Source organism: Castellaniella sp. FW104-7C03 (assembly GCF_040276085.1).
GTDB lineage: Bacteria > Pseudomonadota > Gammaproteobacteria > Burkholderiales > Burkholderiaceae_B > Castellaniella.
In genome coordinates, this window is sequence record NZ_JBELOK010000013.1 from 13012 (window position 1) to 38367 (window position 25356).

The 25356-nt window shown below is 59.5% G+C and carries 28 protein-coding genes and 1 pseudogene; 10 read left to right on the top strand and 19 right to left on the bottom strand.

Translation table 11 applies throughout. The features are described from left to right. Nucleotide 1: 1 nt before the first annotated feature. The 5 genes from ABS758_RS13895 to tcuA all read right to left on the bottom strand — a co-directional run bounded on the left by ABS758_RS13895 (nucleotide 2) and on the right by tcuA (nucleotide 4967). Nucleotides 2–529, bottom strand: a complete 528-nt coding sequence (locus ABS758_RS13895; protein ID WP_350383858.1) for a TRAP transporter small permease — start codon at nucleotides 527–529, stop codon at nucleotides 2–4. Between the two features lie 71 nt (nucleotides 530–600). Then, nucleotides 601–1620 carry a TRAP transporter substrate-binding protein gene (locus tag ABS758_RS13900; RefSeq protein WP_350383860.1) on the bottom strand — a complete coding sequence of 340 codons (1020 nt, stop codon included), beginning with the start codon at nucleotides 1618–1620 and terminating at the stop codon, nucleotides 601–603. Between the two features lie 153 nt (nucleotides 1621–1773). Then, nucleotides 1774–2703 (bottom strand): electron transfer flavoprotein subunit alpha/FixB family protein, encoded by a 930-nt coding sequence (locus tag ABS758_RS13905; RefSeq protein ID WP_350383863.1) that lies wholly within the window; start codon nucleotides 2701–2703, stop codon nucleotides 1774–1776. Next, nucleotides 2704–3453, bottom strand: coding sequence for an electron transfer flavoprotein subunit beta/FixA family protein (locus ABS758_RS13910; protein WP_350383864.1), 750 nt, complete (start codon nucleotides 3451–3453; stop codon nucleotides 2704–2706). It abuts the gene before it with no gap. Continuing rightward, a complete protein-coding gene (gene tcuA, locus ABS758_RS13915; protein WP_350383865.1) occupies nucleotides 3450–4967 on the bottom strand; it encodes an FAD-dependent tricarballylate dehydrogenase TcuA in 1518 nt (505 codons plus the stop codon). Before tcuA ends, ABS758_RS13910 begins: the two co-directional genes overlap by 4 nt. A 220-nt stretch (nucleotides 4968–5187) precedes the next feature. On the opposite strand from tcuA, the gene ABS758_RS13920 reads away from it, so the two are divergent. Beyond that, nucleotides 5188–6147 carry a LysR substrate-binding domain-containing protein gene (locus ABS758_RS13920; protein ID WP_350383866.1) on the top strand — a complete coding sequence of 320 codons (960 nt, stop codon included), beginning with the start codon at nucleotides 5188–5190 and terminating at the stop codon, nucleotides 6145–6147. 73 nt (nucleotides 6148–6220) lie between these two features. On the opposite strand, the gene ABS758_RS13925 is transcribed toward ABS758_RS13920, so the two are convergent. The 4 genes and pseudogenes from ABS758_RS13925 to ABS758_RS13940 all read right to left on the bottom strand — a co-directional run bounded on the left by ABS758_RS13925 (nucleotide 6221) and on the right by ABS758_RS13940 (nucleotide 8085). Then, nucleotides 6221–6733 (bottom strand): SRPBCC family protein, encoded by a 513-nt coding sequence (locus tag ABS758_RS13925; protein ID WP_350383867.1) that lies wholly within the window; start codon nucleotides 6731–6733, stop codon nucleotides 6221–6223. After that, nucleotides 6730–6930, bottom strand: a complete 201-nt coding sequence (locus tag ABS758_RS13930; RefSeq protein ID WP_350383869.1) for a helix-turn-helix domain-containing protein — start codon at nucleotides 6928–6930, stop codon at nucleotides 6730–6732. The genes ABS758_RS13925 and ABS758_RS13930 overlap by 4 nt, the downstream gene beginning before the upstream one ends. A gap of 59 nt (nucleotides 6931–6989) precedes the next feature. Then, nucleotides 6990–7211: pseudogene (locus ABS758_RS13935) on the bottom strand (sigma 54-interacting transcriptional regulator); the annotation flags it as partial. Between the two features lie 112 nt (nucleotides 7212–7323). Then, nucleotides 7324–8085 (bottom strand): glycosyltransferase family 25 protein, encoded by a 762-nt coding sequence (locus tag ABS758_RS13940; RefSeq protein WP_350383872.1) that lies wholly within the window; start codon nucleotides 8083–8085, stop codon nucleotides 7324–7326. Nucleotides 8086–8357: 272 nt separating this feature from the next. Here ABS758_RS13940 and wrbA point away from each other — a divergent pair, with 272 nt between their 5' ends. Continuing rightward, nucleotides 8358–9026 carry an NAD(P)H:quinone oxidoreductase gene (gene wrbA / locus ABS758_RS13945; RefSeq protein ID WP_350383873.1) on the top strand — a complete coding sequence of 223 codons (669 nt, stop codon included), beginning with the start codon at nucleotides 8358–8360 and terminating at the stop codon, nucleotides 9024–9026. A gap of 137 nt (nucleotides 9027–9163) precedes the next feature. On the opposite strand, the gene ABS758_RS13950 is transcribed toward wrbA, so the two are convergent. Then, nucleotides 9164–9721 (bottom strand): PRC-barrel domain-containing protein, encoded by a 558-nt coding sequence (locus tag ABS758_RS13950; RefSeq protein WP_350383874.1) that lies wholly within the window; start codon nucleotides 9719–9721, stop codon nucleotides 9164–9166. A 406-nt stretch (nucleotides 9722–10127) separates the two neighbouring features. On the opposite strand from ABS758_RS13950, the gene ahpC reads away from it, so the two are divergent. From ahpC to ABS758_RS13985, 7 genes are all read left to right on the top strand, one after another. Continuing rightward, the gene (gene ahpC / locus ABS758_RS13955; RefSeq protein ID WP_350383876.1) at nucleotides 10128–10691 is read left to right on the top strand and encodes an alkyl hydroperoxide reductase subunit C; all 564 of its coding nucleotides are present in this window, start codon (nucleotides 10128–10130) and stop codon (nucleotides 10689–10691) included. Between the two features lie 165 nt (nucleotides 10692–10856). Continuing rightward, nucleotides 10857–12428, top strand: coding sequence for an alkyl hydroperoxide reductase subunit F (ahpF, locus tag ABS758_RS13960; RefSeq protein WP_350383877.1), 1572 nt, complete (start codon nucleotides 10857–10859; stop codon nucleotides 12426–12428). A gap of 16 nt (nucleotides 12429–12444) precedes the next feature. Continuing rightward, entirely contained in the window at nucleotides 12445–13086 is a 642-nt protein-coding gene (gene leuE, locus ABS758_RS13965; RefSeq protein ID WP_350383879.1) for a leucine efflux protein LeuE, read from the top strand. Nucleotides 13087–13299: 213 nt separating this feature from the next. Further along, nucleotides 13300–14835, top strand: a complete 1536-nt coding sequence (locus ABS758_RS13970) for an ABC transporter ATP-binding protein (RefSeq protein WP_350383881.1) — start codon at nucleotides 13300–13302, stop codon at nucleotides 14833–14835. After that, nucleotides 14828–15892 carry an ABC transporter permease gene (locus ABS758_RS13975; RefSeq protein WP_350383882.1) on the top strand — a complete coding sequence of 355 codons (1065 nt, stop codon included), beginning with the start codon at nucleotides 14828–14830 and terminating at the stop codon, nucleotides 15890–15892. Before ABS758_RS13970 ends, ABS758_RS13975 begins: the two co-directional genes overlap by 8 nt. 2 nt (nucleotides 15893–15894) lie before the next feature. Continuing rightward, on the top strand, nucleotides 15895–16812 hold the full coding sequence (locus ABS758_RS13980; protein WP_350383883.1) for an ABC transporter permease: 918 nt from the start codon (nucleotides 15895–15897) through the stop codon (nucleotides 16810–16812). Nucleotides 16813–16896: 84 nt separating this feature from the next. Then, the gene (locus tag ABS758_RS13985; protein ID WP_350383884.1) at nucleotides 16897–17982 is read left to right on the top strand and encodes a BMP family ABC transporter substrate-binding protein; all 1086 of its coding nucleotides are present in this window, start codon (nucleotides 16897–16899) and stop codon (nucleotides 17980–17982) included. Here the strand turns inward: ABS758_RS13985 and ABS758_RS13990 are convergent. Further along, nucleotides 17979–18431, bottom strand: coding sequence for a PaaI family thioesterase (locus ABS758_RS13990; RefSeq protein ID WP_350383885.1), 453 nt, complete (start codon nucleotides 18429–18431; stop codon nucleotides 17979–17981). The two genes, ABS758_RS13985 and ABS758_RS13990, sit on opposite strands and share 4 nt — an antisense overlap. 46 nt (nucleotides 18432–18477) lie before the next feature. On the opposite strand from ABS758_RS13990, the gene ABS758_RS13995 reads away from it, so the two are divergent. Beyond that, nucleotides 18478–19041, top strand: coding sequence for a copper chaperone PCu(A)C (locus ABS758_RS13995; protein ID WP_350383886.1), 564 nt, complete (start codon nucleotides 18478–18480; stop codon nucleotides 19039–19041). A gap of 23 nt (nucleotides 19042–19064) precedes the next feature. On the opposite strand, the gene ABS758_RS14000 is transcribed toward ABS758_RS13995, so the two are convergent. From ABS758_RS14000 to ybgC, 8 genes are all read right to left on the bottom strand, one after another. Beyond that, entirely contained in the window at nucleotides 19065–19877 is an 813-nt protein-coding gene (locus ABS758_RS14000; protein WP_350383887.1) for an alpha/beta fold hydrolase, read from the bottom strand. Next, entirely contained in the window at nucleotides 19877–20566 is a 690-nt protein-coding gene (ybgF, locus tag ABS758_RS14005; RefSeq protein ID WP_350383888.1) for a tol-pal system protein YbgF, read from the bottom strand. The genes ABS758_RS14000 and ybgF overlap by 1 nt, the downstream gene beginning before the upstream one ends. 89 nt (nucleotides 20567–20655) lie before the next feature. After that, entirely contained in the window at nucleotides 20656–21150 is a 495-nt protein-coding gene (gene pal / locus ABS758_RS14010) for a peptidoglycan-associated lipoprotein Pal (protein ID WP_350383890.1), read from the bottom strand. Between the two features lie 36 nt (nucleotides 21151–21186). Beyond that, a complete protein-coding gene (gene tolB, locus ABS758_RS14015; RefSeq protein WP_350383891.1) occupies nucleotides 21187–22494 on the bottom strand; it encodes a Tol-Pal system beta propeller repeat protein TolB in 1308 nt (435 codons plus the stop codon). Nucleotides 22495–22507: 13 nt separating this feature from the next. Further along, nucleotides 22508–23782 carry a cell envelope integrity protein TolA gene (tolA, locus tag ABS758_RS14020; RefSeq protein WP_350383893.1) on the bottom strand — a complete coding sequence of 425 codons (1275 nt, stop codon included), beginning with the start codon at nucleotides 23780–23782 and terminating at the stop codon, nucleotides 22508–22510. 28 nt (nucleotides 23783–23810) lie between these two features. Next, nucleotides 23811–24245, bottom strand: a complete 435-nt coding sequence (gene tolR, locus ABS758_RS14025; RefSeq protein WP_350383894.1) for a protein TolR — start codon at nucleotides 24243–24245, stop codon at nucleotides 23811–23813. A 1-nt stretch (nucleotide 24246) separates the two neighbouring features. Continuing rightward, complete coding sequence (gene tolQ, locus ABS758_RS14030; RefSeq protein WP_350383895.1) at nucleotides 24247–24921, bottom strand: protein TolQ; 675 nt, start codon at nucleotides 24919–24921, stop codon at nucleotides 24247–24249. Between the two features lie 2 nt (nucleotides 24922–24923). Continuing rightward, nucleotides 24924–25349 (bottom strand): tol-pal system-associated acyl-CoA thioesterase, encoded by a 426-nt coding sequence (gene ybgC / locus ABS758_RS14035; protein ID WP_350383897.1) that lies wholly within the window; start codon nucleotides 25347–25349, stop codon nucleotides 24924–24926. Between the last annotated feature and the right edge of the window lie 7 nt (nucleotides 25350–25356).

Consider the following 25356-nt stretch of genomic DNA (forward strand, 5'->3'; position numbering starts at 1 on the left):
GTCAGCTCCGGGGGGTGGTCAGGCGGCGTACAAACAGGTGGACTTCGAAGATCAGCCACAGCAGGGTGCCCACCGGTAAGGCCAGGTGTGGAATCCAGACAGGCCAGCTCATGACGTCCAGCGTGGTTTCGTGGGCCAGGAGGCTGTCGCTGAACTGCGTGTAGCCCGAAATGGTAAACACCACGAGGAATCCGGCGATGATGATGAAACGCAGGATGTGCATGATCCGGGCGCTGCGCGGATACATGTTTTCCAGCGCGATGCCCGAAGTAACGTGCTCTTCGCGCAGTGCGGTATATGACGCCCCCACGAAAGCCAGCCAGGACAGGGCAAACAGATCCACATCGTATGTCCAGGAGTTATCGATGTGGGTGGTGCGCATCACGATACCTAAGATGATGGATGCTGCCATCACGATCATGAAGACGGCTGAGAGATAGCCGACAGTGATCCCCAGCTTTGTGGCGGCGTGTTGCGCCGCTTGCACGCAGCGTCCCCCGCTGGGGGATCTTGCAGATGATTCAGTCATTGTTGCCCCCTTGCTGTCCGGCTGTGGTTGGCCGGACAGTACAGTGGATGATTACGGGCGGTGTGCCCGGATCACTTCTTGTTGTTGAGTGCGGCGTCCACATCGTCCAGTATCTGCTGGCCGCTGGCGCCTGTTTCAGCCACATAGTCCTTGCGTGCCTGCACGCCGGCGGTGGCCTTCCATTCTTTCAGCTCGGCATCCGTTGGCCGATAGACATCGTTGCCATTCTTTTTTGCAATGACGATATCGTTGTTGAATTCTTTCTCGATGTCGGCGACGGCCAGCTTCTCGGTACTGACGGCAGCTTTGCTGATGATGTCACGCTGCTCTTGCGTCAGGCCTTTCCACCACTTGGCATTGACCTGGATGGGGTACACCAGCGGGACGTAGTGGATAGCGGTGATGTAGTGGCCAACTTCGTACCACTTGCGCGAGATGATGCTCGACAATCCCGAGACGGCTGCGTCCAGGCTGCCGCTTTGCAAGGCCGTGTACACCTCGCTGGAATCCACTGCCACCGGCGTGGCCCCCTGGGCGGCCAGAAACTTGGCCGAGAGCTTGCCTTCAGAGCGGATTTTCAGGTCCTTGATATCGGCCGGCGTCTTGATGACGTGCTTGGTATTGATATAGCTTTCTGCGTAGCCGTAAAAGCCCCAGCCAATCACTTCTACATTGTGTTTGTTCAGGCTGGCATTAACATCTTGGCCCAGCTTGCCGTGCAAGGTCTGGAGCAGCAAGCTGGCATCATCCACCAAAAAGGGGATGGTGTCCCATTCCAGCGATGGTTCGTACTTGGACCACCAGTGCATGCCGAAAATGGCCATATTGGTGGTGTTGTTGCTGAGCCCTTGCGCAATGTTGGATTCCTTCAGCAGGGATCCCGACGGGTAAGTTTCAACCTTGATGGATCCTTTGCTCAGATCCGTGATGGCCTTGGCAAAATTTTCTCCTTGATCGGCCGTCGCGGTATGCGGTGGCATGTACCAGGCCAGGCGTACGGTCAGGTCTGCCGCCTGCGTGGCTGACATCCCCAGCAGGCAGGCCGCGCCGATACTGGAGACGGCAAATAGCTTACGGATAGAGTGATTCATGGTGTGCTCCTTTGATAATGGAAGCGCTGGTCACCCGTGCCCATTTGCTGTGGGTCTGATTACCCGGATGGCTGCGCACAACGGCCGCTTTTCTCGGTCTGAAAATAGCGGTTTCAGTCTACTTCGTGAAACCTGACAAGCGACTAAACCCTCTTAGAGCGCCTGTTTCAGGGCTGGCACTGCCTCAAAGAGGTCGGCCACCAGCCCGTAATCCGCTACCCCAAAGATGGGTGCTTCGGCGTCCTTGTTGATGGCGACGATTACCTTCGAGTCTTTCATCCCCGCCAGGTGCTGAATGGCACCCGAGATCCCGACGGCGATGTAGAGCTGCGGGGCAACGATCTTGCCGGTTTGCCCCACTTGCCAGTCGTTGGGGGCATAGCCCGCGTCCACCGCTGCGCGTGATGCGCCCAGCGCTGCCCCCAGCTTGTCGGCCAGTGGCTCCAGCAGTTTGAAGTTCTCGGCGCTTCCCAGGCCTCGTCCGCCCGAGACCACCACGCGTGCCGTGGTGAGGTCAGGACGCTCGCTGGTATCCAGCGCCCGGCTCACAAAAGCCGACTTGCCGGAGTCTGTGACTGCGGCCACAGATTCAACGGAGGCTGTGCCGCCGGTTGCGGCAACCGGCTCGAACGCTGTGGTGCGAACGGTCAGCACCTTGACCGTGTCGGCCGACTGCACGGTGGCCAGCGCATTGCCCGCGTAGATGGGCCGCACAAAGGTGTCGGGTGACTGCACGGCGATGATGTCGGAGATCTGCGCCACATCAAGCTTGGCTGCTACGCGTGGGGCCACGTTTTTGCCTGTGGCAGTGGCGGCGAAGACAATGTGGCTGTAGCTTTTCGCAACCGCCAGTACTTGCGCGGCCACGTTCTCGGCCAGCCCATCGGCCAGCGGCGCTGCATCGGCGTGCAGTACCTTGGCTACGCCGGCCAGTCCGCCAGCCTGTGTCGCCACCGCTTGTGCATCCAGGCCTGCCACCAGTACGTGTACTTCGCCGCCGATGGCTGCCGCTGCCGCCACCGCGCAGCGGGTGGCAGGCGATAGATGCGCGTTATCGTGTTCCGCTATAACAAGAATCCCCATTTACGCCACCTTCGCTTCGTTTTTCAGCTTGTCCACCAGGGTAGCCACATCCGGCACCGTGATGCCCGCCTGGCGCGCCGGTGGTTCTGTGACCTGCAATGTCTTTAAGCGTGGTGCGACGTCTACCCCGAGGTCTTCGGGAGAGAGCGTGGCCACGGGCTTTTTCTTGGCCTTCATGATGTTGGGCAGCGTCACGTAGCGCGGCTCGTTCAGGCGTAGATCCACCGTGATCACCGCAGGCAAGGTCAGGCGTACTGTTTCCAGGCCCCCATCCACCTCGCGGCGCACTTGCACGTGGCCGTCCGCCACCTCTACCTGGTTGGCGTTGGTTGCCTGAGGCCAATCCAGGATTGCCGCAAGCATTTGTCCGGTCTGGTTGGCGTCGTCATCAATCGCCTGTTTGCCCAGGATCACGAGCGCGGGTTCCTCGCGGCGCACCAGGGCGGCGATGAGTTTGGCCACGGCCAGTGGCTGCAAATCGGCGTCGGTGTGCACCAGCACGCCGCGATCCGCACCGATTGCAAGCGCGGTGCGCAACGTCTCCTGGCACTGCGTGACGCCGCACGAGAGAGCGATCACTTCGGCGGCCGAGCCCTTTTCTTTCAGGCGCACGGCTTCTTCCATCGCAATTTCGTCAAACGGGTTCATGGCCATTTTTACATTGGCAATGTCGACGCCCGTGTGGTCGGATTTGACGCGTACCTTGACGTTGAAATCCACCACGCGCTTGACCGGTACCAAAACCTTCATTGTGCTGCCCCCTGGTCTTTGTCTTGCGCAGCTTTTGCGTAGCGTGCGGCGCCTTCGCCGGCAAGCTTGCCAAACACCGAGCCGGACATCAGGCCGGTGCCGCCCGGGTAGTTTTCGTAGAACAGCCCGCCCACCAGCTCGCCGGCTGCAAACAGGCCGGGGATGGATCGGCCCATCGTGCCTTGAACCTCGGCATGGGCATTGATCTGCAGGCCGCCGAAGGTAAAGGTGATGCCGGTGGTTGTCACAAAGGCTACGTAAGGCGGTTTGTCCAGCGGCAGGGCCCAGTTGGACTTGGGCGGAGTGATGCCGGTGGTGCCTTTGCCGTCGAGTACGGCCGGGTTATAGGGTTGATCGCCGCATGCTGCGTTGTATTCGTTGACGGTCTGCTCCAGCGCGTCCGGATCCAGCCCAAGCTGATCGGCCAGCCCACGGATGGTGGGTGCTTCGGCCTTGGTAACCTGCTTGATGCGGTATTCGTCGCGCAGCATGCCCACGGTTTTCTGGTCGAATATCTGTGTGGCAGTGCGCTGGGGCTGTTTCATGATCTCGCGCCCAAATTTGGCGTAGGTCATGTTGCGGAAATCTTCGCCTTCGTCCACAAAGCGCTTGCATTCATTGTTGACGATGATGCCCAGTTGGTAAGAGTGCTTCTGGAAGTTGTCCAGTACCCAGCGGTCGCCATAGGGCGGTGCCGAGATGTCCCACTCGCAGGCGTGACAGCTGGACCAGTTGCCAAACGGGTTGGCGCCGGCTTTCAGCGCCATTTTTATGCCTTCGCCCAGGTTGTGGCGTGTCCCGCGCACGTGGCACAGATCCCAGCCCGGGCCCAGGTAGCGGGCACGCATTTCCGGGTTGGATTCGAAGCCGCCGCTTGCCAGGATCACGGCACGTGCCGTAATGGATTGGTAGCCGGCTGGTGTTTGTACCCGTACCCCGTGGATGGCGCCGCGATCGTCTTGCAGTAGATCGACGGCTGCCGTCTCGTAGCGGATCTCCGCGCCCAGTTTCTCTGCCAGGGCAATTTCCGATTCCACCAGGCCGGCGCCGCCGCCCACGGCTTCTATCGCCAGCCCGCCAAAGAAGTGATGCTTGCCTTCCACCAGGAACGATTGGCGTCCGTACATGGGCAGAAAGCGCACTCCATGGCTGCGCATCCAGGCCATCACGGGACGTGATTGGTCGATCAGGATCCAGGCCAGCTCTTCATTGGCCCGCCCGCCGGTGACATCCATCAGCAAGTCAAAAAAGGTTTGCCGATCATGGGGCGGCAACACGATGTTGTCGCGCTCCTCCGGGGTCAGGTCCACCAGGATGTCCTGGGCGATATCCTCCAGGCCGTTGTGCGCGAACCGGAATCCACCGGCCGTGAAGTAAGAATTGCCGCCGCGCTCAGACTCCGGTGCTCTTTCGAGCACCAGGGTTTTCATGCCTTGTTCTCGTGCTGCGAGTGCAGCACACAGGGCGGCGTTGCCGGCGCCCACGACGATCACGTCGTATTGGTCATTGCTCATGTCATGTGTCTCCGTTGTCCGGCCGGGCTGCTGCCCAGGAGAAAAAATGGGCTCATCTGCCTGTCTGTTTTTCACGATATGCTTGTGGAGTCGTGGTCGCTAGAGGGCATGCGCTCAATAGGTATTCAAGAATCGTGAACTTTCTCGACGGTGCGAGATAAAATCTCTGGACGACGCCGTTTGTGCCGCCGCCGGATACAGGATTTTTGGAGCCTTTCGTTTGGAAATCCGTCAGTTCAGATATTTCGTCTGCGTTGTCCGGCAGGGCAGCCTGGGCAAGGCCGCCCGCGAGCTGGGCGTGGTGCCCTCGACGCTAAGCCAGCAGATCAGCCGGCTGGAGTCAGAGCTCTCCACCCGCCTGCTGCAACGCACCCATCAGGGCGTCATCCCCACCGATGCGGGCATTGCGTTCTTTCGCCAGGCGCAACTGGCCTTGCGTCATGCGGACGAAGCCGTGCGCTCGGCGCAAAATGCGCGCCTGGCGGGCCACGTCAGTGTCGGGCTGGCACCCACCACGGCATCGGTAATGGCCTTGCCATTGATCATTGCAATGCGCCAGCAGTACCCGGATGTCCGGTTTCATTTGGTCGAGTCGCTTTCCGGGCACTTGGCGGCGATGCTGAAATCACGCCAGCTGGATCTGGCCATCCTGTTTGGTGATGAACCAAACTGGGGCTGCTCGGTGATGCCGCTGTTTGAAGAATCGCTTTATGTGATGGCCAAGGTGGGATTTGCCGGGTTTCCCGAGGGCGACAGCGTGCCGCTCGCGCGCCTGGGCGAGCTGCCCCTGGCGATGCCCACGCATATGCACGGGCTGCGCAGCGTGTTGTCCACAGCGGCCGACCGTCATGCGCTGGGCCTGAATATCGTCATGGAGATTGATTCGCTGGCCGTCCTGATGGATACGGTGGCCGCGGGGCTGGTGGCCACCATTCAGCCAGACGCCGCCATCAGCCGCGCAGGGCGCGCGCAGCTGATGGCCGCCAGGATTTCCGACCAATGGCTCAGCCGCCGCGGCTATCTGGTCAGCCTCTCGGATGACGAGCTCTCACCGGCGGCCCTGGCTGCGCGCGTGGTCATGCGCAACGTGGCTCGTGGGCTTGTCGCCCAAGGCGATTGGGTGGGTGTGAGTGATTTTTCGCGCACTGCCGAACCGTCTGCTGATGCGGAGGGGCTTTAGTGAAACAGTATGGCTTCGCCCGCCTGAACCGACTCACGCAACCGGCTGTGTGATGGACGATGCGACCGAAAGCCTATGCTTTAACGAGTGCTGCAACTGCCGCTTGATACGCCGTGCGCGCTTGCAGAAACAGATCAAATGGAAAGCGGATGGGCACACCCTCGAGCGCGGCCAGCAGCATCTCAAGATGGCCCTCGAAGCCTGCGCAGGCCTTGGCGATGTCTTCTTGTATGGGCACCTGCACGACAAGGGTAAGCACAGTGCCTTCGTCCACGGCTTCCAGCGACCATGACAGGGGCCGCTGAGGCTCGCTGCCGCTGCTCCATGAGTAGGTAAGCAGCCGCTCGGATTCAAACGCCAGCACAGTGCTTTCGATCAGGGTGCCGCTGTCGGCGAAATTGATGCGTACGTTGCCGCCCTCGCGCAACTGAATGATCCCCGGCGCCAGCCACTGCGCCAGGCGATCCGGCGCCGTCAGCATTTGCCACACCTCGGCCGGGCGATGATCGATACGGCGCTGTAGTTGTCCCTCGTAGACATCACCGAGGCGGTGAATGATGCCAGGCTGAAATTCAAACTCACTCATGAAAAACTCCCTTGGGTTGATCTGGAAGGTATGGATTCGTCGAGTTGGCCCGACGACTGAATAATACGGCGGGTGAGGCTCGGAAGGCCGGCCGCTTCATGCGACTTAAGCCAGCGCCATAGCGTGGTGCGGCTGACACCCAGTTGTTCTGCCGCCTTGCGGCGGTTGCCGTGGGTTTTGGTCAGGGCGGCCTTCACGGATTCGACATCCAGGCTGTTTGCATCGTTAGTTGCCAGGCCGACGTGAGGCGAGAAAATCTCAGGCTGGGCAGATGCAGGTGCAGGATATTCAGACGGTAATACAAGTCGCTGCGGAACAACCCCTGCTGGATCCGATCGTGCAGGATGTGATGCGTGGCCGCGATGACGCGCACATTGACCGGGATAGGCTGGGTTCCACCCAGGCGAATGACTTCTTTTTCTTGCAAGACGCGCAATAGCCGCGTTTGCAAGGAAACCGGCATGTCACCGCCAGCATCATGGCGCTTGCGCTGATGCTGTTTTTGTTCGCAACGGTGGCCAGCTATTTAATGCTGCAGCTGGATCGTTACTTGCGCCACTAAGGGTTGCAGATCCTGCGCCTGTTGCGGCTTAAGGATTGCGGGCAGCCATCCTGGCTTTCAGGTTGTACCAACCCCGTGCCAGGGTGTCCTTCAGGCTATCGGCTTCGCGCCGCAGGCGGTCGGGCAATGTGCGCCGCGTGCCTGCATCTGCCACATTGATGGAGGATTCGAAATCATCGTCCTGCTGGATGCACACTGGATCCAGGCCAATGGCTGCAATACCGTGCTCAAAAAAGCGATCCATGGTGTTATCCACGGGATAAAGCCACTCGGTGGAGTATGCCAACAGGGTCTTTGCCGCCAAGGGTGTCAGCAGATAGCCGGTTGTTCCTGAAAAGCCCTTTGTGTATTGGCGGATCGTAAAGGGGCCCAGGTTGCCGATTTTCCTACCCGAGTGCTGATCCTGCTTGCGGCTGGGCTGCAACCAGATCAAACCATGCTGTGTTGCAAGCTGCTCTGCGGCTTGATAGAAATCAGTAAAGGTAGGCTGGAGGATGGCATCGTCTTCCAGCACGATGATCGCCCGCTTGCTTTCAAGACACCGTTGCCAAAGCAGGTAATGGCTGGCAAAGCAGCCCAGTTGAGACAGCCGCAACGAAGACCCCGCCCCGCGGCGGCGCAGGCGCTTCTTGTCGTTGTACTTGCCAAATAGCGCGTGGTCTGGCGTGGTGGCGCCATGCACGCCATCCACAATGGTGTAAGGCAGGGCCAGCGCATCCAGCTGCTGGCGCATAAAAACCCGCCGCTCGTGCGCGGTGGCCAGGCTGATCACGTAGATGTGTGGCGGCATTAGGTGGATAACAAGAAATGTCTGATGCCTGATTTTAATGGAATCAGCTCAACTCCCTTGTGGTCCCAGCACCTCGGTCAAAATCTCCATGAACGCAAAGGTGCGCTGCCGCAGTGAAGCGACCTCTTTCAGCGATGTGCGTAAAGAGGATCAAGTCGTTGGCGTAGAGATTCGGGACGTTCATGAATATAGCGGCTGGAGATGCATTGTTCCAATTATGAAAATACCATATTCCATTACATCTATTTATTGTCATGTTTTGGATCAATAGAATGAGCACATTGTCCGCTTGCCGGGTTGTTCTGGCAGGGCGGTTCTCAATTTCACTCTCATTCGTTCAGGAGTTCAGCATGGGTGTCAGGCTTGCCGTTATTTACTATTCCACCTACGGAACAAATCATCAGATGGCTACCGTAGCCACAGAGGCTGCGCGTGCCGCAGGAGCAGAAGTGCGCTTGCGCAAGGTGGCAGAAACCGCGTCTGACGAGGTAGTTGCTGGCGTTGACGGCTGGAAAGCCCAGGCCGACCGCACGGCTGATGTGGCAGTCGCTACGGTGGATGACATGGAATGGGCAAATGCCTATCTGTTTGTTGCGCCCACGCGATTTGGTGTGATGGCCAGCCAGATGCGTGCGTTCATCGACACGCTGGGCGGGTTCTGGGCCAAGGGCGGGTTTGCCAACAAGGCAGTGTCGGCCATGTCTTCGGCGCAAAATACCCATGGTGGCCAGGAAGCCACGATCCTGTCCTTTTACACCTCGGTCATGCACTGGGGCGGCATCATCGTAGCCCCAGGCTACACAGATCAGTCGATTTTCAAATCAGGCGGCAATCCCTACGGCTACTCGCATACATACGGAACCGAATTCACCGAAGATCAACTCGATGCAATTCGTCATCAGGCCCGTCGGCTGGTAACGGTTGGCGGGAAACTCATCTGATTGATGTTTGCCGCGATAAAAGCGTCTGATATAAAACCCAGACCGGTGTTTATTCGCCAGTCTGGGTTTTAGCCAGAACTTACGTCATGCTCTCGTAAATTCCGGCTGGATGTTGCCTGCAGTGATGGCACAGTGGCTTACTTGGTGGCACCACCGGGGGCCGGGGCGGCCGGTGCGCCCAACGGCGAAGAAGGCGGCTGGGTTTGTTGTTGCTTCATCTTGGCGTTTTGCTGTGCCTGCTCGGTTTTCGCCTGCTTTTCCTCAAGGGTTACGTAAGCAGGGGCCTTTTCCAGGGCTTCCTTGCTCATGGCAACCACAGCGGTCTTGGTGCCGGGATTAAATTTCACTTCGTTTAAAGGCACACCTACTTCTTTAGTGCCGATCCCCAGAAAGCCACCTACACCAACCAGTACGTTAACGGTTTTCTGTTCGCGGTTTAAAACCAGATCAGTAATCTTGCCAATATCCTGGGCATCATCGCCGGTGCCATTTTTAACAGGCATGCCTATGATATTGCTGGCCAGCATTTGTGTGGATTTCTGCTGATCTGCAGAGGTGTCCGCAGATGCGCTGCTTGCTGCTGAAGTGGACGCCGAACCCGCCGGCGCTTGAGAATCTGATGTTTGTGCAAAAGCGGTACCAGCCATGCTCATGGTTATAACGGCTAATGCTGCAATAGTTTTCTGTGCACGCATGAGATTATCCTCCATGATTAATAAAATAAAACCTCGTAATAATCACGCTACGCTGTTGTCTTAATCAGGGTCAATAACCATTTGGCTGAAAGTGTTAAAAATTATGCATATCTAAATATGAGCCACTGGGGTGGGAATTCTCTTAAGACTGCCGGTCTGCTGATGGGTGGCATGCCCGGATGCAAAAAAAACACGGGTTTGTGTTTTTGTCTGTATTAAGATCAGGCTACGATTCCGGCCACTCTGTTACAAGTCAAGCCAGAAGACGCGTTGGGCCAGCTACCCAGTGTTTCTGATAGTCTAAAGCAATCGACACTATAAAAACTATCAATTTTACTTATCAATAGGGATTGCCTACACTGGGTCTGTCGCCAATCAGGCAATTCACTAAACCAAGGAGCCCTCTATGTCCCTGATCAACACAAAGATCAAACCGTTTAAAGCCACCGCCTATCACAACGGCAAGTTTGTTGATGTCAGCGAGCAATCCGTCGCGGGCAAGTGGTCTGTGTTTGTGTTTTATCCCGCCGACTTCACTTTTGTGTGCCCCACAGAACTCGAAGACCTGGCCGATCATTACGCCGAGTTCCAAAAACTGGGTGTTGAAGTCTACTCGGTGTCTACCGATACCCACTTTGCCCACAAAGCCTGGCATGACACATCCGACGCCATCAGCAAGGTCACCTATCCCATGATCGGCGATCCCACCCATGTGCTGGCCAATAACTTCGAAGTCCTGATCCAGGAAGAAGGCGTGGCCCTGCGTGGCACGTTTGTGGTCAACCCCGAGGGCGAGATCAAGGTGCTTGAGATCCACGACAACGGCATTGGCCGTGACGCCTCCGAGCTGCTGCGCAAAGTAAAGGCTGCCCTGTATATCGCTGCTCACCCCGGTGAAGTCTGCCCCGCCAAGTGGGAAGAAGGCGCCAAGACCCTTACCCCTTCGCTCGACCTCGTGGGCAAGATCTAAGTCTTATCTGCGACACAGAAGGCCGCCGGTCGTCTTTGCCGGCCTTCTGATTTCACCGCTGCCTGTCTACGGGCAGGCAGCGGGTTTCTTTCATGTTCTGCACCCTGTCGGGGCACGCCCAATTGGCGTACTCTGGGGGCAGATTTTTTCCAAAAAGGTGTCAATATGCTGGATGCAAACCTCAAAGGACAATTAGGAACCTACCTCGAGCGGGTCAGTCAACCCGTCGAGCTGCGGGCCGCCCTGGATGGCAGCGCCCAAGCCCAAGAACTGCGCGCCTTTCTGGAAGAAATCGGCAGCCTGTCCGATCTCATCACCGTGATCGACGCCCCGGCGGGCGATCACCGTGTGCCCTCATTTGAAATTGCCCGTACGGGTACTGATATTGGCGTGCGCTTTGCCGGTATTCCGCTGGGGCACGAATTCACCTCGCTGGTGCTGGCGCTGTTGCAGGTGGGGGGCCATCCGCCCAAGCTGGATGATGCCGTCATCGAGCAGATCCGCGCCTTGCCGGGCGACTACCACTTCGAAACCTATTTCTCCCTGTCGTGCCAAAACTGCCCGGATGTCGTGCAGGCACTCAATGTGATGTCGGTCATCAACCCGCGCATCCATCACGTGGCTATCGATGGCGCCTTGTTCCAGGACGAAGTCCAGCGCCGCGAGATCCTCTCGGTGCCGGCCGTGTTCCTTAATGGCGAGCTCTTCCATCAGGGGCGTGCCGGGGTTGAAGAACTCCTGGCCATGCTGGATGTGGGCGACGATCAGGCCAAGGTAGATGCCTTGAACGCCCGTGGCGAATTCGATGTGCTGGTGGTGGGCGGTGGCCCGGCCGGAGCTGCGGCGGCTGTGTATGCGGCACGCAAGGGTATTGCCACTGGTGTGGTGGCCGAGCGCTTCGGCGGCCAGGTGCTGGATACCATGGCCATCGAAAACTACCTCTCGGTACTGGAAACCGAAGGCCCCAAGTTCGGTGTCGCACTCGAGCAGCACGTCAAGGCCTACGAAGTAGACATCATGAACCTGCAGCGGGCCACCCGCCTGGTGCCGGGCAAGTCGATTCAGGTCGAGTTGGCCAATGGTGCGGTGCTGAAGGCCAAGAACGTGATTCTCTCCACCGGTGCCCGCTGGCGGCACATCAACGTGCCTGGCGAAGACGAATACCGCAATCGTGGTGTGGCGTATTGCCCGCACTGTGATGGTCCTTTATTCAAGGGCAAGCGCGTGTCCGTCATCGGCGGTGGCAACTCGGGTGTAGAGGCTGCCATTGATCTCGCCGGTATTGTGGGTCATGTCACCCTGATCGAATACGGCGACGTCCTGCGGGCCGACGAAGTGCTGCAACGCAAGTTGCGCAGCATGGCCAATGTGCAGATCATCACGTCCGCACAAACCACCGAGATTCACGGTGACGGCAAGCGTGTCACGGGCCTCAGCTACAAAGACCGTCGCAGCGGCGAGCTGCATCAAGTCGAACTCGAAGGTGTGTTTATCCAGATTGGTCTGGTGCCCAATACCGAATGGCTCAAGGGTGTGGTCGAGCTCACTCCGCATGGCGAGATTGTGGTGGATGCCCGTGGCCAGACGTCTGTGCCTGGGGTATTTGCTGCCGGAGACGCCACCACGGTGCCGTACAAGCAGATCATCATCGCGGCGGGAGATGGCGCCAAGGCAGCGCTTTCGGCCTTCGATCACCTGATCCGCTCGTCGGTTGAGCCCGAGGCCGCTGTGGCCTGATCACCAGAGCCCCGCCATGCTGTCGCAATACGGTGTTCTGGACGTCTGGACATATATCGCCGGCACAATCTTTATTGTGCTGCTGCCCGGCCCCAACTCTTTGTTTGTCCTGGTTACCGGGGCAGGGCGGGGCGTGCGGGCGGGCTACCAGGCAGCATTTGGGGTGTTTCTGGGTGATGCCATCCTGATGACGCTCACCGCAGCAGGCGCTGCTTCGGTGTTGCGTCTTTTGCCCGTGGTGTTTCTGGCACTCAAGGCTGTGGGCGCAATTTACCTTGCCTATTTGGGTGCGCGCCTGCTGTGGTCGGCGTGGCACCCTGGGCAACCGTCTGCCACCACCACCGTGTCCAGTGCCGGTGGGCGTCCGTTCCAAAAGGCCTTGTTGCTCAGTTTGCTGAATCCCAAGGCCATTTTGTTTTTGCTGTCCTTCTTTGTGCAGTTTGTCGATCCGGCTTACGCACACCCGGCATTGTCGTTTCTGATTCTTGCCGCTATTTTGCAGCTGTGCAGCGCGTTGTATTTGTCGGCGCTGATCTTCGGCGGGGCGCGGCTGGCGGCTGCCTTTCGTCGCCGGCCGGGGGTGGCACGCACGGGCAGTGCGCTGGTGGGAGCCCTGTTTCTGTGGTTTGCCGGGCGCATGGCACTGGACGCCGGGTGACATCATTCATCACGCTGCGTTAATATCCAACATTCACTCATCGTGATGAGTCAGCCGATATTGCCGGACAGGCCCGCGAGATGCGCCTGACACGCTCTTTGGTGCAGGCAATCCGGGGTCCCTAGGGGTTTATCCCCTTTAGGCCCTTATAGGCATCCTGAGTAGAATTTTTCGAATCCCGGCTGTTTCACCTTGATTCGAACAGGACACTGCATGCCCCCGCGTCTGGCCTTGCGCCATATCACCAAGTCTTACCCGGCCGTACTGGCCAACGACGACATCGATCTCACCGTCGAACCCGGTCAAATTCACGCGGTGTTGGGTGAAAACGGTGCCGGCAAGTCCACGCTGATGAAAATCATCTACGGGGTAGTACGCCCGGATGTCGGCACGGTGCAGTGGGATGGCGACACCGTACAAATCGCCAGCCCCGCCGAGGCCCGCGCACTGGGCCTGGGGATGGTGTTTCAGCACTTCTCGCTGTTTGATACCTTAACCGTCACCGAAAACATTGCCCTGGGCCTGGCCCCGGGCACCCCTTTGCAGGTATTGGCCCAGCGCATCTCCGAGACCGCCAGCCAGTATGGTCTGGATGTGCAGCCGCATCGCCATGTACACACCCTGTCGGTGGGCGAGCGTCAACGCGTCGAAATCGTGCGCGCTTTGCTGGGCAAACCCCGCTTGTTGATTCTCGACGAGCCTACCTCCGTGCTCACGCCCCAGGCTGTGCTGCGGCTCTTCGAGGTATTGCGCCAACTGGCGGCCGAGGGCTGCAGCATTTTGTACATCAGCCACAAGCTCGACGAAATCCGCAGCCTGTGTCATTGCTGTACGGTCATGCGCGCCGGCCGGGTCACCGGCGTGTGTGATCCCCGCGAAGAAACCGAAGCCAGTCTGTCGCGCCTGATGATCGGTGCCGATCTGCCGGTACAGCACCGCCAGGCCCGCGAGCCCGGCCCCGTGGTGCTGCAGGTGCAGCAGCTCGATCTCCCGCAAGCACATCCGTTTGCCACACCCTTGTCGCAAGTGTCCTTCGATGTGCATGCCGGCGAGATCCTGGGTATTGCCGGGGTGTCGGGCAACGGGCAGCAAGAACTCATGGGCGTGCTCTCGGGCGAAGACCGCCGCAGCAGCGCTGCCGCCATCCAGATGGATGGCGCGCCCATCGGCCATCAGCCTACGGCTTGGCGGCGTGCACAGGGTCTGGCCTTTGTGCCCGAAGAGCGCCTCGGGCGCGGTGCGGTGCCCGAGATCTCCCTCGCGCGCAACTTGCTGCTTTCGCACCAGGGGCCGCAAACCCTCAGTCACGGCTGGATCCGTACCGGTGCCGTGCAACGCATCACCACCGAAATCCTGCAGCGTTTCCGGGTAAAGGCTGCCGGCCCGCATGCACTGGCAGGCAGTCTGTCGGGGGGTAACCTGCAAAAATATATCGTGGGGCGCGAAGTCGTACGCAACCCGCGTCTGCTCATCATCGCCCAGCCCACCTGGGGGGTTGATGTCGGTGCCGCCGCGCAAATCCACGCCGAGCTCCTCGCCTTGCGTGATGCCGGCTGCGCCATTTTGCTTATTTCCGAAGAACTCGACGAGCTCCTTGAGCTTTCGGATCGTGTGGTGGTGATGGCCAAGGGCCGGGTATCACCCGCCTTGGCCCGCGATCACGCCGATCGCGAACAGATCGGCCAGTGGATGAGCGGCCTTTGGCCGGGCGCCCAGTCAGATAACACCCCGGAGCCCGCTCATGCTTGAACTCGTTGCCCGTGCCGAACCCTCCCGCCGGATGGCATGGCTGTCGCCACTGCTGGCACTGGGCCTTACGGCTCTTTGCGGCGTGCTTATGTTTCTGGCGGTGGGCAAGTCGCCCCTGCAGGGCCTGGGGGTGTTCTTTATCGAGCCACTCAGCAGCTTGCGTGGCTGGTCCGAAATCGGCGTCAAGGTGGCCCCGCTTCTGCTGTGCGCGGTGGGCCTGGCGCTGTGTTTTCGCGCCAATATTTTCAATATCGGGGCCGAAGGCCAACTGGTGCTGGGTGCCATTACCTCCGGCGCGTTCATTTTGCAGTTCGACGACGGTTCGGGTACGGGGGGCGGCCCCCTGATGATCACCTTGGCTTTGGTGGCCGGTGCCTTGGGCGGAGCATTCTGGGCTGGGCTGGTGGCCTGGCTCAAAGACCGCTATCACGCCAACGAGATCCTCGTGTCCCTGATGCTCGTTTATGTGGCGCAGTTGCTGCTCAGCTATCTGGTGCATGGCGTCATGCGCGATCCCGACGGCTTTGGCTTCCCGCAGTCGCGCCTGTTTGATTTTGGCTTTTTGTTGCCGGTGTGGCCGGGCACCCGCCTGCATCTGGGGATTGTCCTGGCGCTGGTGGCAGCGTTGCTGGCATGGCTGCTGTTGTCACGCCTGTTTGCCGGCTATCGTCTAACCGTCGGCGGCCTGGCCCCTTTGGCTGCGCGCTATGCTGGGTTTTCATCCCGGCGGGCGTTATGGGGTTGCATGCTGGGCTCGGGTGCGCTGGCAGGTGTCGCCGGTGCCTGCGAAATCATGGGGCCCATCGGCCAGCTCACGCCGTCTGTGTCGCCTGGTTACGGGTTTGCGGCCATCATTGTGGCGTTTGTCGGCCGGCTGCATCCCATCGGGGTGGTCTTTGCCAGTTTCATCATGGCCTTGTTCTATATTGGTGGCGAGCTCTCCCAAACACGTCTGGGCATGCCCAGCGCCATCACCGGCATTTTCCAGGGGATCTTGCTGTTCTCCCTGCTGGCCTGTGATGTCCTGATCTATCAACGTTTGCGCTGGAGGTCCTGATCATGGATGCCTTGGCCCCACTGATCGCCGCCGCCATGAACGCGGGCACGCCGCTGATGCTCGCGGCGCTGGGCTTATTGATCAACGAAAAATCCGGTGTCATCAATCTGGGCTCCGAAGGCATGATGCTGGTGGCTGCCGCCCTGGGGTTTGCACTTGCCGTGCAAACCGGCAGCCCAGCCGTGGGTTTTATCGGGGGTGCGCTGGTTGGTGCCCTGATGGCCGGGCTTTTTGCCTGGCTGGTGGTGTGGCTGGGGGCCAATCAGGTGGCCTGTGGTCTGGCCCTGTCGCTTTTCGGGGTAGGGGTGTCGGCATCCATCGGCTTGCCGTATGTGGGCGCCACCATCCAGATCTCTACCTGGTCGGTTCCGCTGCTGGGTGATATCCCCTTTGTGGGCCCGGCGCTGTTTCAGCATCATCCCATGGTATATGGCGCCCTGGCCCTGGCCGTGTTGTTGTCGTGGTTCTTGTATCGCACCCGTGCCGGCCTGGTGTTGCGGGCTGTCGGTGAATCCCCCGAATCCGCCCACTCGCTGGGGTACTCGGTGCGCCGCATCCGCCTGGTGGCCCTGCTGTTTGGCGGGGCGTGCTGTGGCCTGGCTGGGGCGTTCATGTCTTTGGTGTACACCCCGATGTGGGTCGAGAACATGGTGGCCGGGCGCGGCTGGATCGCCCTGGCGCTTACCCCCTTTGCCACCTGGCGGCCTTTGCGGGTGCTGATAGGGGCTTATCTGTTTGGTGGCATCACCATCCTTACGTTCCACATGCAGGCGCTGGGCGTGCCTATTGCCTCGCAGCTGCTGTCCATGCTGCCATACCTGGCCACCATCCTGGTGCTAGTGCTGATTTCCCGCAACGTCAACTGGATACGCATCAATATGCCAGCTTCGCTGGGGCGGGCCTTTAACCCTAACCATTAACCCCAAGGCTGTTGCGCTGCGGCGCCAGCTCCTGCTTAACCGGTAAGATTTCATTCACCGACTCGAACCACGGAGATTTCCGCCATGAATACAGCTTCGATTCTTAAAACCCTGGGGGTGGCCACCGCGGCCGCCTGCCTGTGGGCAGCAGGTCCGGCCTCGGCCCAAGAGCCCCTCAAAATCGGCTTTGTCTATGTCAGTCCAGTGGGCGAAGCCGGCTGGACGTGGCAGCAGGATCTGGGCCGCAAGTACATGGAAGAACAGCTAGGCGACAAAATCAAGACGCAAATTGTTGAAAACGTACCCGAGGGCGCCGATGCCGATCGTGTTATCCGCGATCTGGCCCAGCAAGGCAACAAGCTCATTTTCACCACGTCGTTTGGCTTCATGAACCCCACCATCAAGGTGGCGCGCCAGTTCCCGGACGTCAAATTTGTGCACTCCACGGGCTACAAAACGGCGCCCAACGTGGCCACCACCAACGCCCGCTTTTACCAGGCCCGCTATGTGGCAGGCGTGCTGGCTGGCCATAAAACACAAACCGGTGTCGTCGGCTATGTGGGTGCGTATCCCATCCCCGAGGTTCTGCAGGGTATCAACGCCTTTACGCGCGGCCTGCGTAGCGTCAAACCCGATGCTACGGTGCGGGTGATCATGGTCAACAGTTGGTTTGATCCGGGCAAAGAGCGTGATGCTGCTTTGGCCTTGCTGGATCAGGGTGCTGATATTGTCACCCATCACACCGACTCCACTGCCACTGTGCAAGCGGCCGAAGAACGCGGCAAATTTGCCATTGCCTATCACTCCGACATGCTTAAGTTCGGACCGCATGCCCAGCTGGCTGCCGTCACCCATCACTGGGGCCCGTACTTTACCCGTGAGGCCAAGGCCGTCCTGGATGGCACCTGGAAACCCGACCAAGTCTGGGGTGGCTTCAAAGAGCACATGGTTGATCTCGAGGGCTTTGGCCCTGCCGTCGACGACGCGCTGAAGGCCGAGCTTAAAGTCAAAGAAGACGCCATTGCTGATGGCAGCCTTAATGTCTTTGCCGCACCGATCAAAACCAATCAGGGCAAGGTGGTGCTGGCCGAGGGTGCGCTGGATGATGCCGGGCTGAATGCCATGGATTATTACGTCGAAGGCGTTGTGGGCGAGCTCAGCAAAAACTAAGCCGCCTTGCGGGGTACCGACCACGTACTCATTACCTGAGCCACGGGGTCGCCCCCGCTTTCAGGTAGCAGCAGTACCTCACCGGCCGTCATGCGGCCGGTTTTTAATATCTTGGCCTGTGCAATGATGCCGCCCGCGGGGGCTCCGCGCAAAAAGTGGATAGTGAGGCTGGCCGTGACGGCCTCTGGTACGCCGGTGGCGCTGACCACCGCCGCATACAGAGCCAGATCCGCCAGTCCCATCAACATGGGGCCTGCCACAATGCCGCCCAAGCGCTGATTGGATGGGTTGGGTGGCAGCCGTAATGTGGCCTGGCCATGGCGGATATCCTTGATCTCGATACCCAGTACGGCCGCAAAGGGGTGCAGACGTGCCAGCAGATCTTCAAACTCTTTGATGGTGATGCACGATGGCGGCAAGGTATCCGCCAGGGAAGAAACGCTTGTCATGGCGCAAAGGTCGAGGGAAAAGGCCATAGTACACTGGCAAGAACCTGTGCAGCATTACGCCACGGTGGCCCGCTGCACCTTCATTGATACAGGCCAGTCCATGAAACGCGTGTGTGCTTCTCTCGGGATGTTTTCTTTAAGTTTTTTCGCAGTTGCCAGTGTCTGGGCAGCGGCGCCAGCAGCCACTACCTCTGCGGCCCCAGCCGAGGTCACGGCCGCCAATTGCTGGATTCGCCAGTTGCCGTCTCCGGCCCCTTCAGGCGGGTTCCTGGTGTTTCATAATGCCGGCCAGCAGGCCCGTCAGCTCACGTCCGCCAGCTCGCCCGATTACGGCCAGGTGATGATGCATCAAACCACCCAAGAAAGCGGTATGAGCAAAATGTCGATGGTGCATCAGGTGGCGGTGCCTGCCGGTGGCAGCCTGGCATTCAAGCCGGGCAGCTATCACCTGATGCTCGAGCAGCCCCGTGATGGCTTGAAGGTGGGCGATCACGTACAAGTCGAGTTTGTGCTTGATAACCAGCAGCAAGTGTCTGTGTCGTGCGAAGTCAAGGCGCCCAACGCCATGCCTGGCATGGGCAAGCACGGCATGAAGCATATGGCGCATTAAGCGCCTGGCGTGGGGCTGGGGCCTTACGCCACAAAATCCATCAGTGCCTTGTTAAACGCCCTAGGGTTGGCCAGGTTCATGCCGTGGGCAGCCAGGGCAATGCGCACACGCCGCGCGGCAGGCAGCCACTGCTGCAGACGATCCTGGCGGTTGCCGTATTTGGCCGGGCTATTGCTGCCACCCACCAACAATACCGGGCAGTGCAATGCCGAGACATCAGCCCCCCGCACGGCGCGGTTGGCTTCCTGTATCTGGGATATCAACGTCAGTGCGTTATCGCGCGCCATCTCTTTGAACCATGCCACCATCCGGCGCCAGGTGTCGGGGCCGTTGACGGTGTCGATAAAGGCCTGCAAGGCAGTATCGATGGCGCCCGCCTGCAGCTGTCGCACGGTGTCCGCATAAAACGGGGGTGTTTCGGGTTCGTCGTCAAACCGAAACCCTGGGTCGGCCAGCGTCAGCGACAAGCACAAGTCAGGCGCCTGGCGGGCAAATTCAAATGCCACCTGTGCGCCACGCGAGTGCCCCAGCACATGAACACCGGCTTGCAAGCCCAACTGGCGCACCAGATGAATAAGATCGTCTGCGTGACGATCGGTGCGGTAAGCCGCCATCGGGTGCGGGCGGGTATCGGGCCAGCAGCCGCGCAAACTGGGCGCAATCAATTGGTGGGATTGGCTCAGGGCTTCAAACTGCCAGCGCCAGTAGCGGTAGTCGCATAAAGAGCCATGAATCAGCAAAATGGGGCTGCCCTGCCGGCCCATGCGTGTGTAATGCAGCACGTCGCCATCGGGCAGGGCCAGCGTGTGTGGCGGTAAAACAGGAGCAGCCGGCATTACAGCAGTTTCAGTTGGCTTTTGGCGGTTTCGGCTGCGTTGCTGCTGGGGTAGTCTTTGATGATGCGTTGCAAGGTGGCCTTGGCGCCTTTCATGTCGTTTAACTCGATCTGATCGGTGGCCACCACCAGCAAGGCCTCTGGGGCGCGTGCGTCATCGGCATGTGCTTTTACCAGGGCTTGCATCGTCTGGATCGAGCCCTTGAAATCTTTGGCTGCGTATTGGCTGCTGCCTTGATAAAACTGCGCGTCGGCATTTAGCGTGCTGTCGGGATACGACTGCACAAACGTGGCAAAGCTGGCGGCGGCCTCTTTGTAGCGGCCATTGCGGTACTGATCCGCAGCTGCCTCGTAGGCGGCCCGTTGTTGGGGGTCATCCTGGGCCTGTGTGCCGGCACTGGGCGCATTGGCCGGGCCCTGAGGCGCCTGGGCTTGCCGGTTGAGTTGTCCAAGCTCTTCAAGACGGCCACGCATCAGGGCCATTTCCTGGTGCAGTTTGTCGATCTGATCGGCCAGTTGCAGGCGGGCCTGCTGATTTTGGTCTTTGATTTGCTGCAACTGCGTGCGCAGATCCAGGATCGCACGACGCGCTTCGTCATCCGTAAAAGCATGTGCGGGTGCTGCTGCCAGCGTCAGGGCCATCAAGGTGGCCACAGAAAGCGTGTTTAGACGATGGGTCAGGGCGTGCATGGCATGTTTCCTTTGGGTCGAGAGGTCTGCATCAGAATAAAAAACGCCGTAGCGTCAACCGCTACGGCGCTGCCTGCGTCAGACGACGATCAATGTTGGTAATTGATGTCTGCGCGACGGTTCTCGGCGTAGTCGGCTTCGGTATTGCCTTGAGCTTTGGGACGCTCTTTACCGTAGCTGATGGCTTCGATCTGGTTGGCGTTTACACCCAGCAGTTTCATCATGCGTGCCACGGCATCCGAACGGCGCTGGCCCAAGGCCAGATTATATTCGGAGCTGCCACGGGCGTCGGTGTTGCCTTCGACGCGCACTTTCTGGCCCTGATGGCTGGTCAGATAGTTGGAGTGCATTTCGACGACGCTGCGATATTGTTCAGGCACCGTGTAGCTGTCGAAGTCGAAGTAGACTGAGCGCTGTTGCGCCAGAGGGCTTTGCGGGTTGAACGGATCCATGATCTGCCCGGCCGACGCCGAATCCGAGCCGGCGCCGCCGGCACCGTTTTCGTCGAGCGGTACGGAGCTGCAAGCTGCCAGAGAGGCAGCGAACGCGGCAATGGTTAGGGTCCTGGTGATGCGCGAGCTCATTGAATGTCCTTTAGAAGAAAGAGTCACACGAAAAAATCAATTCGTGAAAGGGCCCCAGGCTGGTTCGCGAACCTTGCCATTGAGTACCGACAACGTCTGGCGGACACGCCCGTCGATCGAAGTTACTGCCAGTACGCTGCGCCCATTTTGGATGGAACTGTAAAGCACTTGCATGCCGTTGGGCGCGTAACTGGGCGATTGATCGTCCGGACCGTCTGTCAGAAGCTGCTCGGAGCCCGAATTCAAGGCCTGGCTAGCTATCCTGAAAGCACCGTTTCTACGTGTAACGTACACCAGTTGCTGTCCATCCGGCGATACCCTAGGTGAGATATTGTAACTGCCGGAGAAGGTGACTCGTTGGGCGTCACCACCCGCCACGGGTACCTTGTAAATTTGAGGGCTTCCCCCCCGATCACTGGTGAAAATCAGGGATTGCCCATCGGGGGTGTAGTCGGGTTCGGTGTCGATCAGCGGAGAGCGCATGACGCGTCGCAAGTTGGATCCATCCGCATTGATGGTGTATATCTGCGAGATGCCGTCCATAGACAGCACGATCGCCATGTGCGAACCATCCGGAGACCACGACGGCGCGCTGTTATTACCCTTGTAATTGGACACCGGCTGGCGCTGTGCAGTGGCCAGAGTCTGGACGTAAATCACCGACTTTCCTGACTCGAAACTGACATATGCCAGCTTGCTGCCGTCGGGAGACCATGTGGGCGAAATAATCGACTGCTTTGAACGCAACATTACCTGCGGATTTTGGCCGTCCGCGTCAGCAATTTGTAACTCATATCCGTTGCTTGTTTGCAACACATAAGCGATTCGAGTCGAGAAAACGCCGCGTACACCGGTGATTTTTTCGTAGATTCGATCGGCAATCCGGTGTGCAATCCGACGCATTTCGGATTCGTTTCCGGTGAACACAGCGGAGTCGAGTTCGCTCTTGCGGACGTTATCGACCAAGCGGTAGCTGACGGTGTATTGGCCACCGTTTTGCTCGACGCTGCCCAGTGCCAGGTAATCAGCACCGCGGGCTTGCCAGGTACCGTAATCCACCGTGCTTTTAAGCGGCAGACTGGCACCGCCGGCACTGATCAGTCGAAACTGACCCGAGCGGGTGAGGTCGGCCCGGATGACTTCCGGGGTGGAGGTGGTGCCGCTGGCACCAGAGAAGTCGGCAATGGCGATGGGATACTGGGTGGCGCCCACCCCTGAGATATCCACACGCAGTTGGGCATGGGCAGGGCCAGTGGCCAGGGCAGCCAGTGCCAGGCCCACGCCAGCGGCCGCCGTGCGCCGCCACAGGCGCCCGATAAAGCCGGTAGCTGTAAATACGGTCATGGTTACGATCTCCTTAGTCGTACATGCGGTAATCCACATCAATATACGATGGATACCGCCCGTTAGGCGGTTTGGGGAAGGGAGAGCACGCCAGGATACCTTTGCGTACGGCATCATCAAAACGTGTGTCTCCAGAGGAATGGGTGAGGTCAACACTTTCTACCCGGCCCGAAGAGGCTAACCGGGTACGGAAGCTGGCAGTTGGGTTGCGTGAGCCGCTTTGTGGCGGCACGTTATAGATCACGCCCGGCTGGACGCAGGCGCGCACCTTGGCGGCATAGCCATCGTTACCGCCACCGCCCCGCTGGTTACGGTCGGCGTTGCCGCTGGGGATACCGGCTGCTTCCATGGCCGCGCCTCGCAATGCCGCCTTCAGGGCGTCGCGCTTGGCAGCGGCTTCTTTGGCGGCCTTGGCCTTGGCGGCTTTTTCTGCTGCAGCCTTGGCGGCGGCTTCTTTGGCAGCCTTTTCTTTAGCAGCTTTTTCAGCGGCCGCCTTGTCGGCGGCCTCTTTGGCAGCTTTGTCCTTGGCAGCCTTATCGGCAGCGGCTTTCTCTTTGGCTATTTTCACGGCAGCCGCTTTTTCCGCAGCAGCCTTATCTGCAGCTGCTTTCTCGGCGGCGGCCTTATCGGCAGCCGCTTTTTCTGCAGCTGCTTTATCGGCGGCTTCCTTGGCAGCCTTTTCCTTGGCAGCCTTATCGGCAGCCGCTTTCTGTGCCGCCGCTTTTTCCGCGGCCGCTTTTTCCTGGGCTAATTTCTCTGCCGCCGCCTTTGCGTCGGCCTCTTTTTTGGCTTGTTCTTCTGCTTGCCGCTTGGCTTCTTCTTGTGCCTGGCGTTCTTTCTCCAGTGCAATCTCGGCTTCGGCCTGGGCCAAGGCAGCCGCTGCCGCGCGGGCCTGGGCTTCCGCCTGCTGTGCAGCTTCGGCTTCACGGGCGGCCTGTGCTTCGGCGGCCGCCTTGGCCTGCGCTGCCGCTTCGGCTTCAGCGGCCTTCTGGGCGCTGTCGTCCGGTTTGGGAGGCTCCGGCTTGGGCTCGGGTGTGGGCGGGACGTCAGGCTTTTCAGGGGGCGGGGCGGCTTCTTCGGTGGGTTCCGGCGAAGCGGCCTCGGCCACCGTGCCTTGTGACCAGAGCTCTACCTGCACAGGGCCGGCGTTGTCCGGGGCGGAGGAGAAACCCACCACCATCAGCAATATAAGCAGCCCGTGTGCAGCCAATGATGCGGCCAGGCCGATGCGGTCGTCGCGCTGGTCAGAGGACGTATCGGTGTGAAGGAGTCGATCCAGCCAAGTCATGAAACCTTAACCTTGCGTGCGTGAACGGTCACTGATGGCTGCCGGCAGCATTCTGGTTGACGATCAGCCCCAGCTTGGAGACACCGCCGCTGCGCAGCTGGTCCATGACCTGCATGACGGTTTCGTAGGGCACCTTGCCATCGGCCGAGATCACCACCGGGGTATCCGGTGTGGCGGCGGCCCTTACCTCGGCCAGCAGATTGGCCTTGTCGACAGGCCGAAAAGACGCGCCACCTTCGCGCAGTCGCATGGAGAGTTCGCCTTTTTCGTCGATCTGTACTTCGATGGGTTGCAACGGAACCTCGGAGGCCGTGCCAACAGAAGGCAGCTCGATCTGACCTGGGGTAATCATGGGTGCCGTCACCATGAAGATCACCAGCAGTACCAGCATCACGTCGATGTAGGGGACGACGTTGATGTCGTTTTTCATCCGGCGGGTGCGGCGGTTGCCAAGTGAGGTCATCTCAGTGCACCTGACGTTGGAGAATGTTGAGGAATTCGTCGATAAAGCTTTCGAAACGAATCGACAGGCGATCGATTTCGTTGGTGTAGCGGTTGTACGCCAGCACCGCCGGGATCGCCGCAAACAGGCCGATGGCCGTGGCGATCAGTGCCTCGGCAATACCGGGGGCCACTGCCGCCAGCGTGGCCTGCTGCATGGTGGATAGACCCATGAATGCGTGCATGATGCCCCAGACGGTACCCAGGAGACCAATATAGGGGCTGACAGAGCCGGTGGAGGCGAGGAAGTTTAGGTGGGATTCCAGGCTGTCCATCTCGCGCTGAAAAGCCGCCTTCATGGCGCGCCGAGGTGCGTCCAGCATGGTGTCGCCGCGCGTGGATGAGCGTCGTGCCTTGATGAATTCGGTCATGCCGGCATCAAAGATGCGGGCCAGGGCACCGTGCTCGTTGCGACGGCTGGCCACTGCCTGCTGCAGCACGGTCAGATCGCCTCCCGCCCAAAAATCGTCTTCGAAACGGCGGGTTTGCTCGTCTGTGCGCTTCAGGGCGGCGCGTTTGCTGAAAATGTATGTCCAGGACAGCACGGATGCGCCCAGCAGAATCAGCATGACGATCTGTACGGGGATGCTGGCATTGCCAATCAGGGAGAGCAGCGACAAATCGCTCGAGGCTTGCATGGTTAGTGAAGGGCCTTGTTCAAGAGATCCCGAAGGGAAGTAGATAAACGGATAGGTTTGAAGCTGACGGCGTGAACCACACACACTTGGACGGTTGCAGTGGACAGAAGTTCGGTGCCGCGCCAGGCTTGCTGGGAAAACACCAGTGTCGAGGCCCGGATGTCGGTGACGTCTGTGTGGATGCGGATCTGGTCGTCGAGGTGGGCGGCCTGCCGATAGGCAATCTCCGCATGTCTCACCACAAACATCATTTGTTCCTGCACCGCCAGTGTATGTTGATCGACCCCGAGCGCCCGCAGCCATTCGGTGCGGCCACGCTCGAAAAACTTCAGGTAGTTGGCGTAGTACACCACGCCACCTGTATCAGTGTCTTCGTAATATACGCGAATGGTCAGGTCGCCGGAAGTGTTGCTGGAATCTGTCGTCATTTTTTGG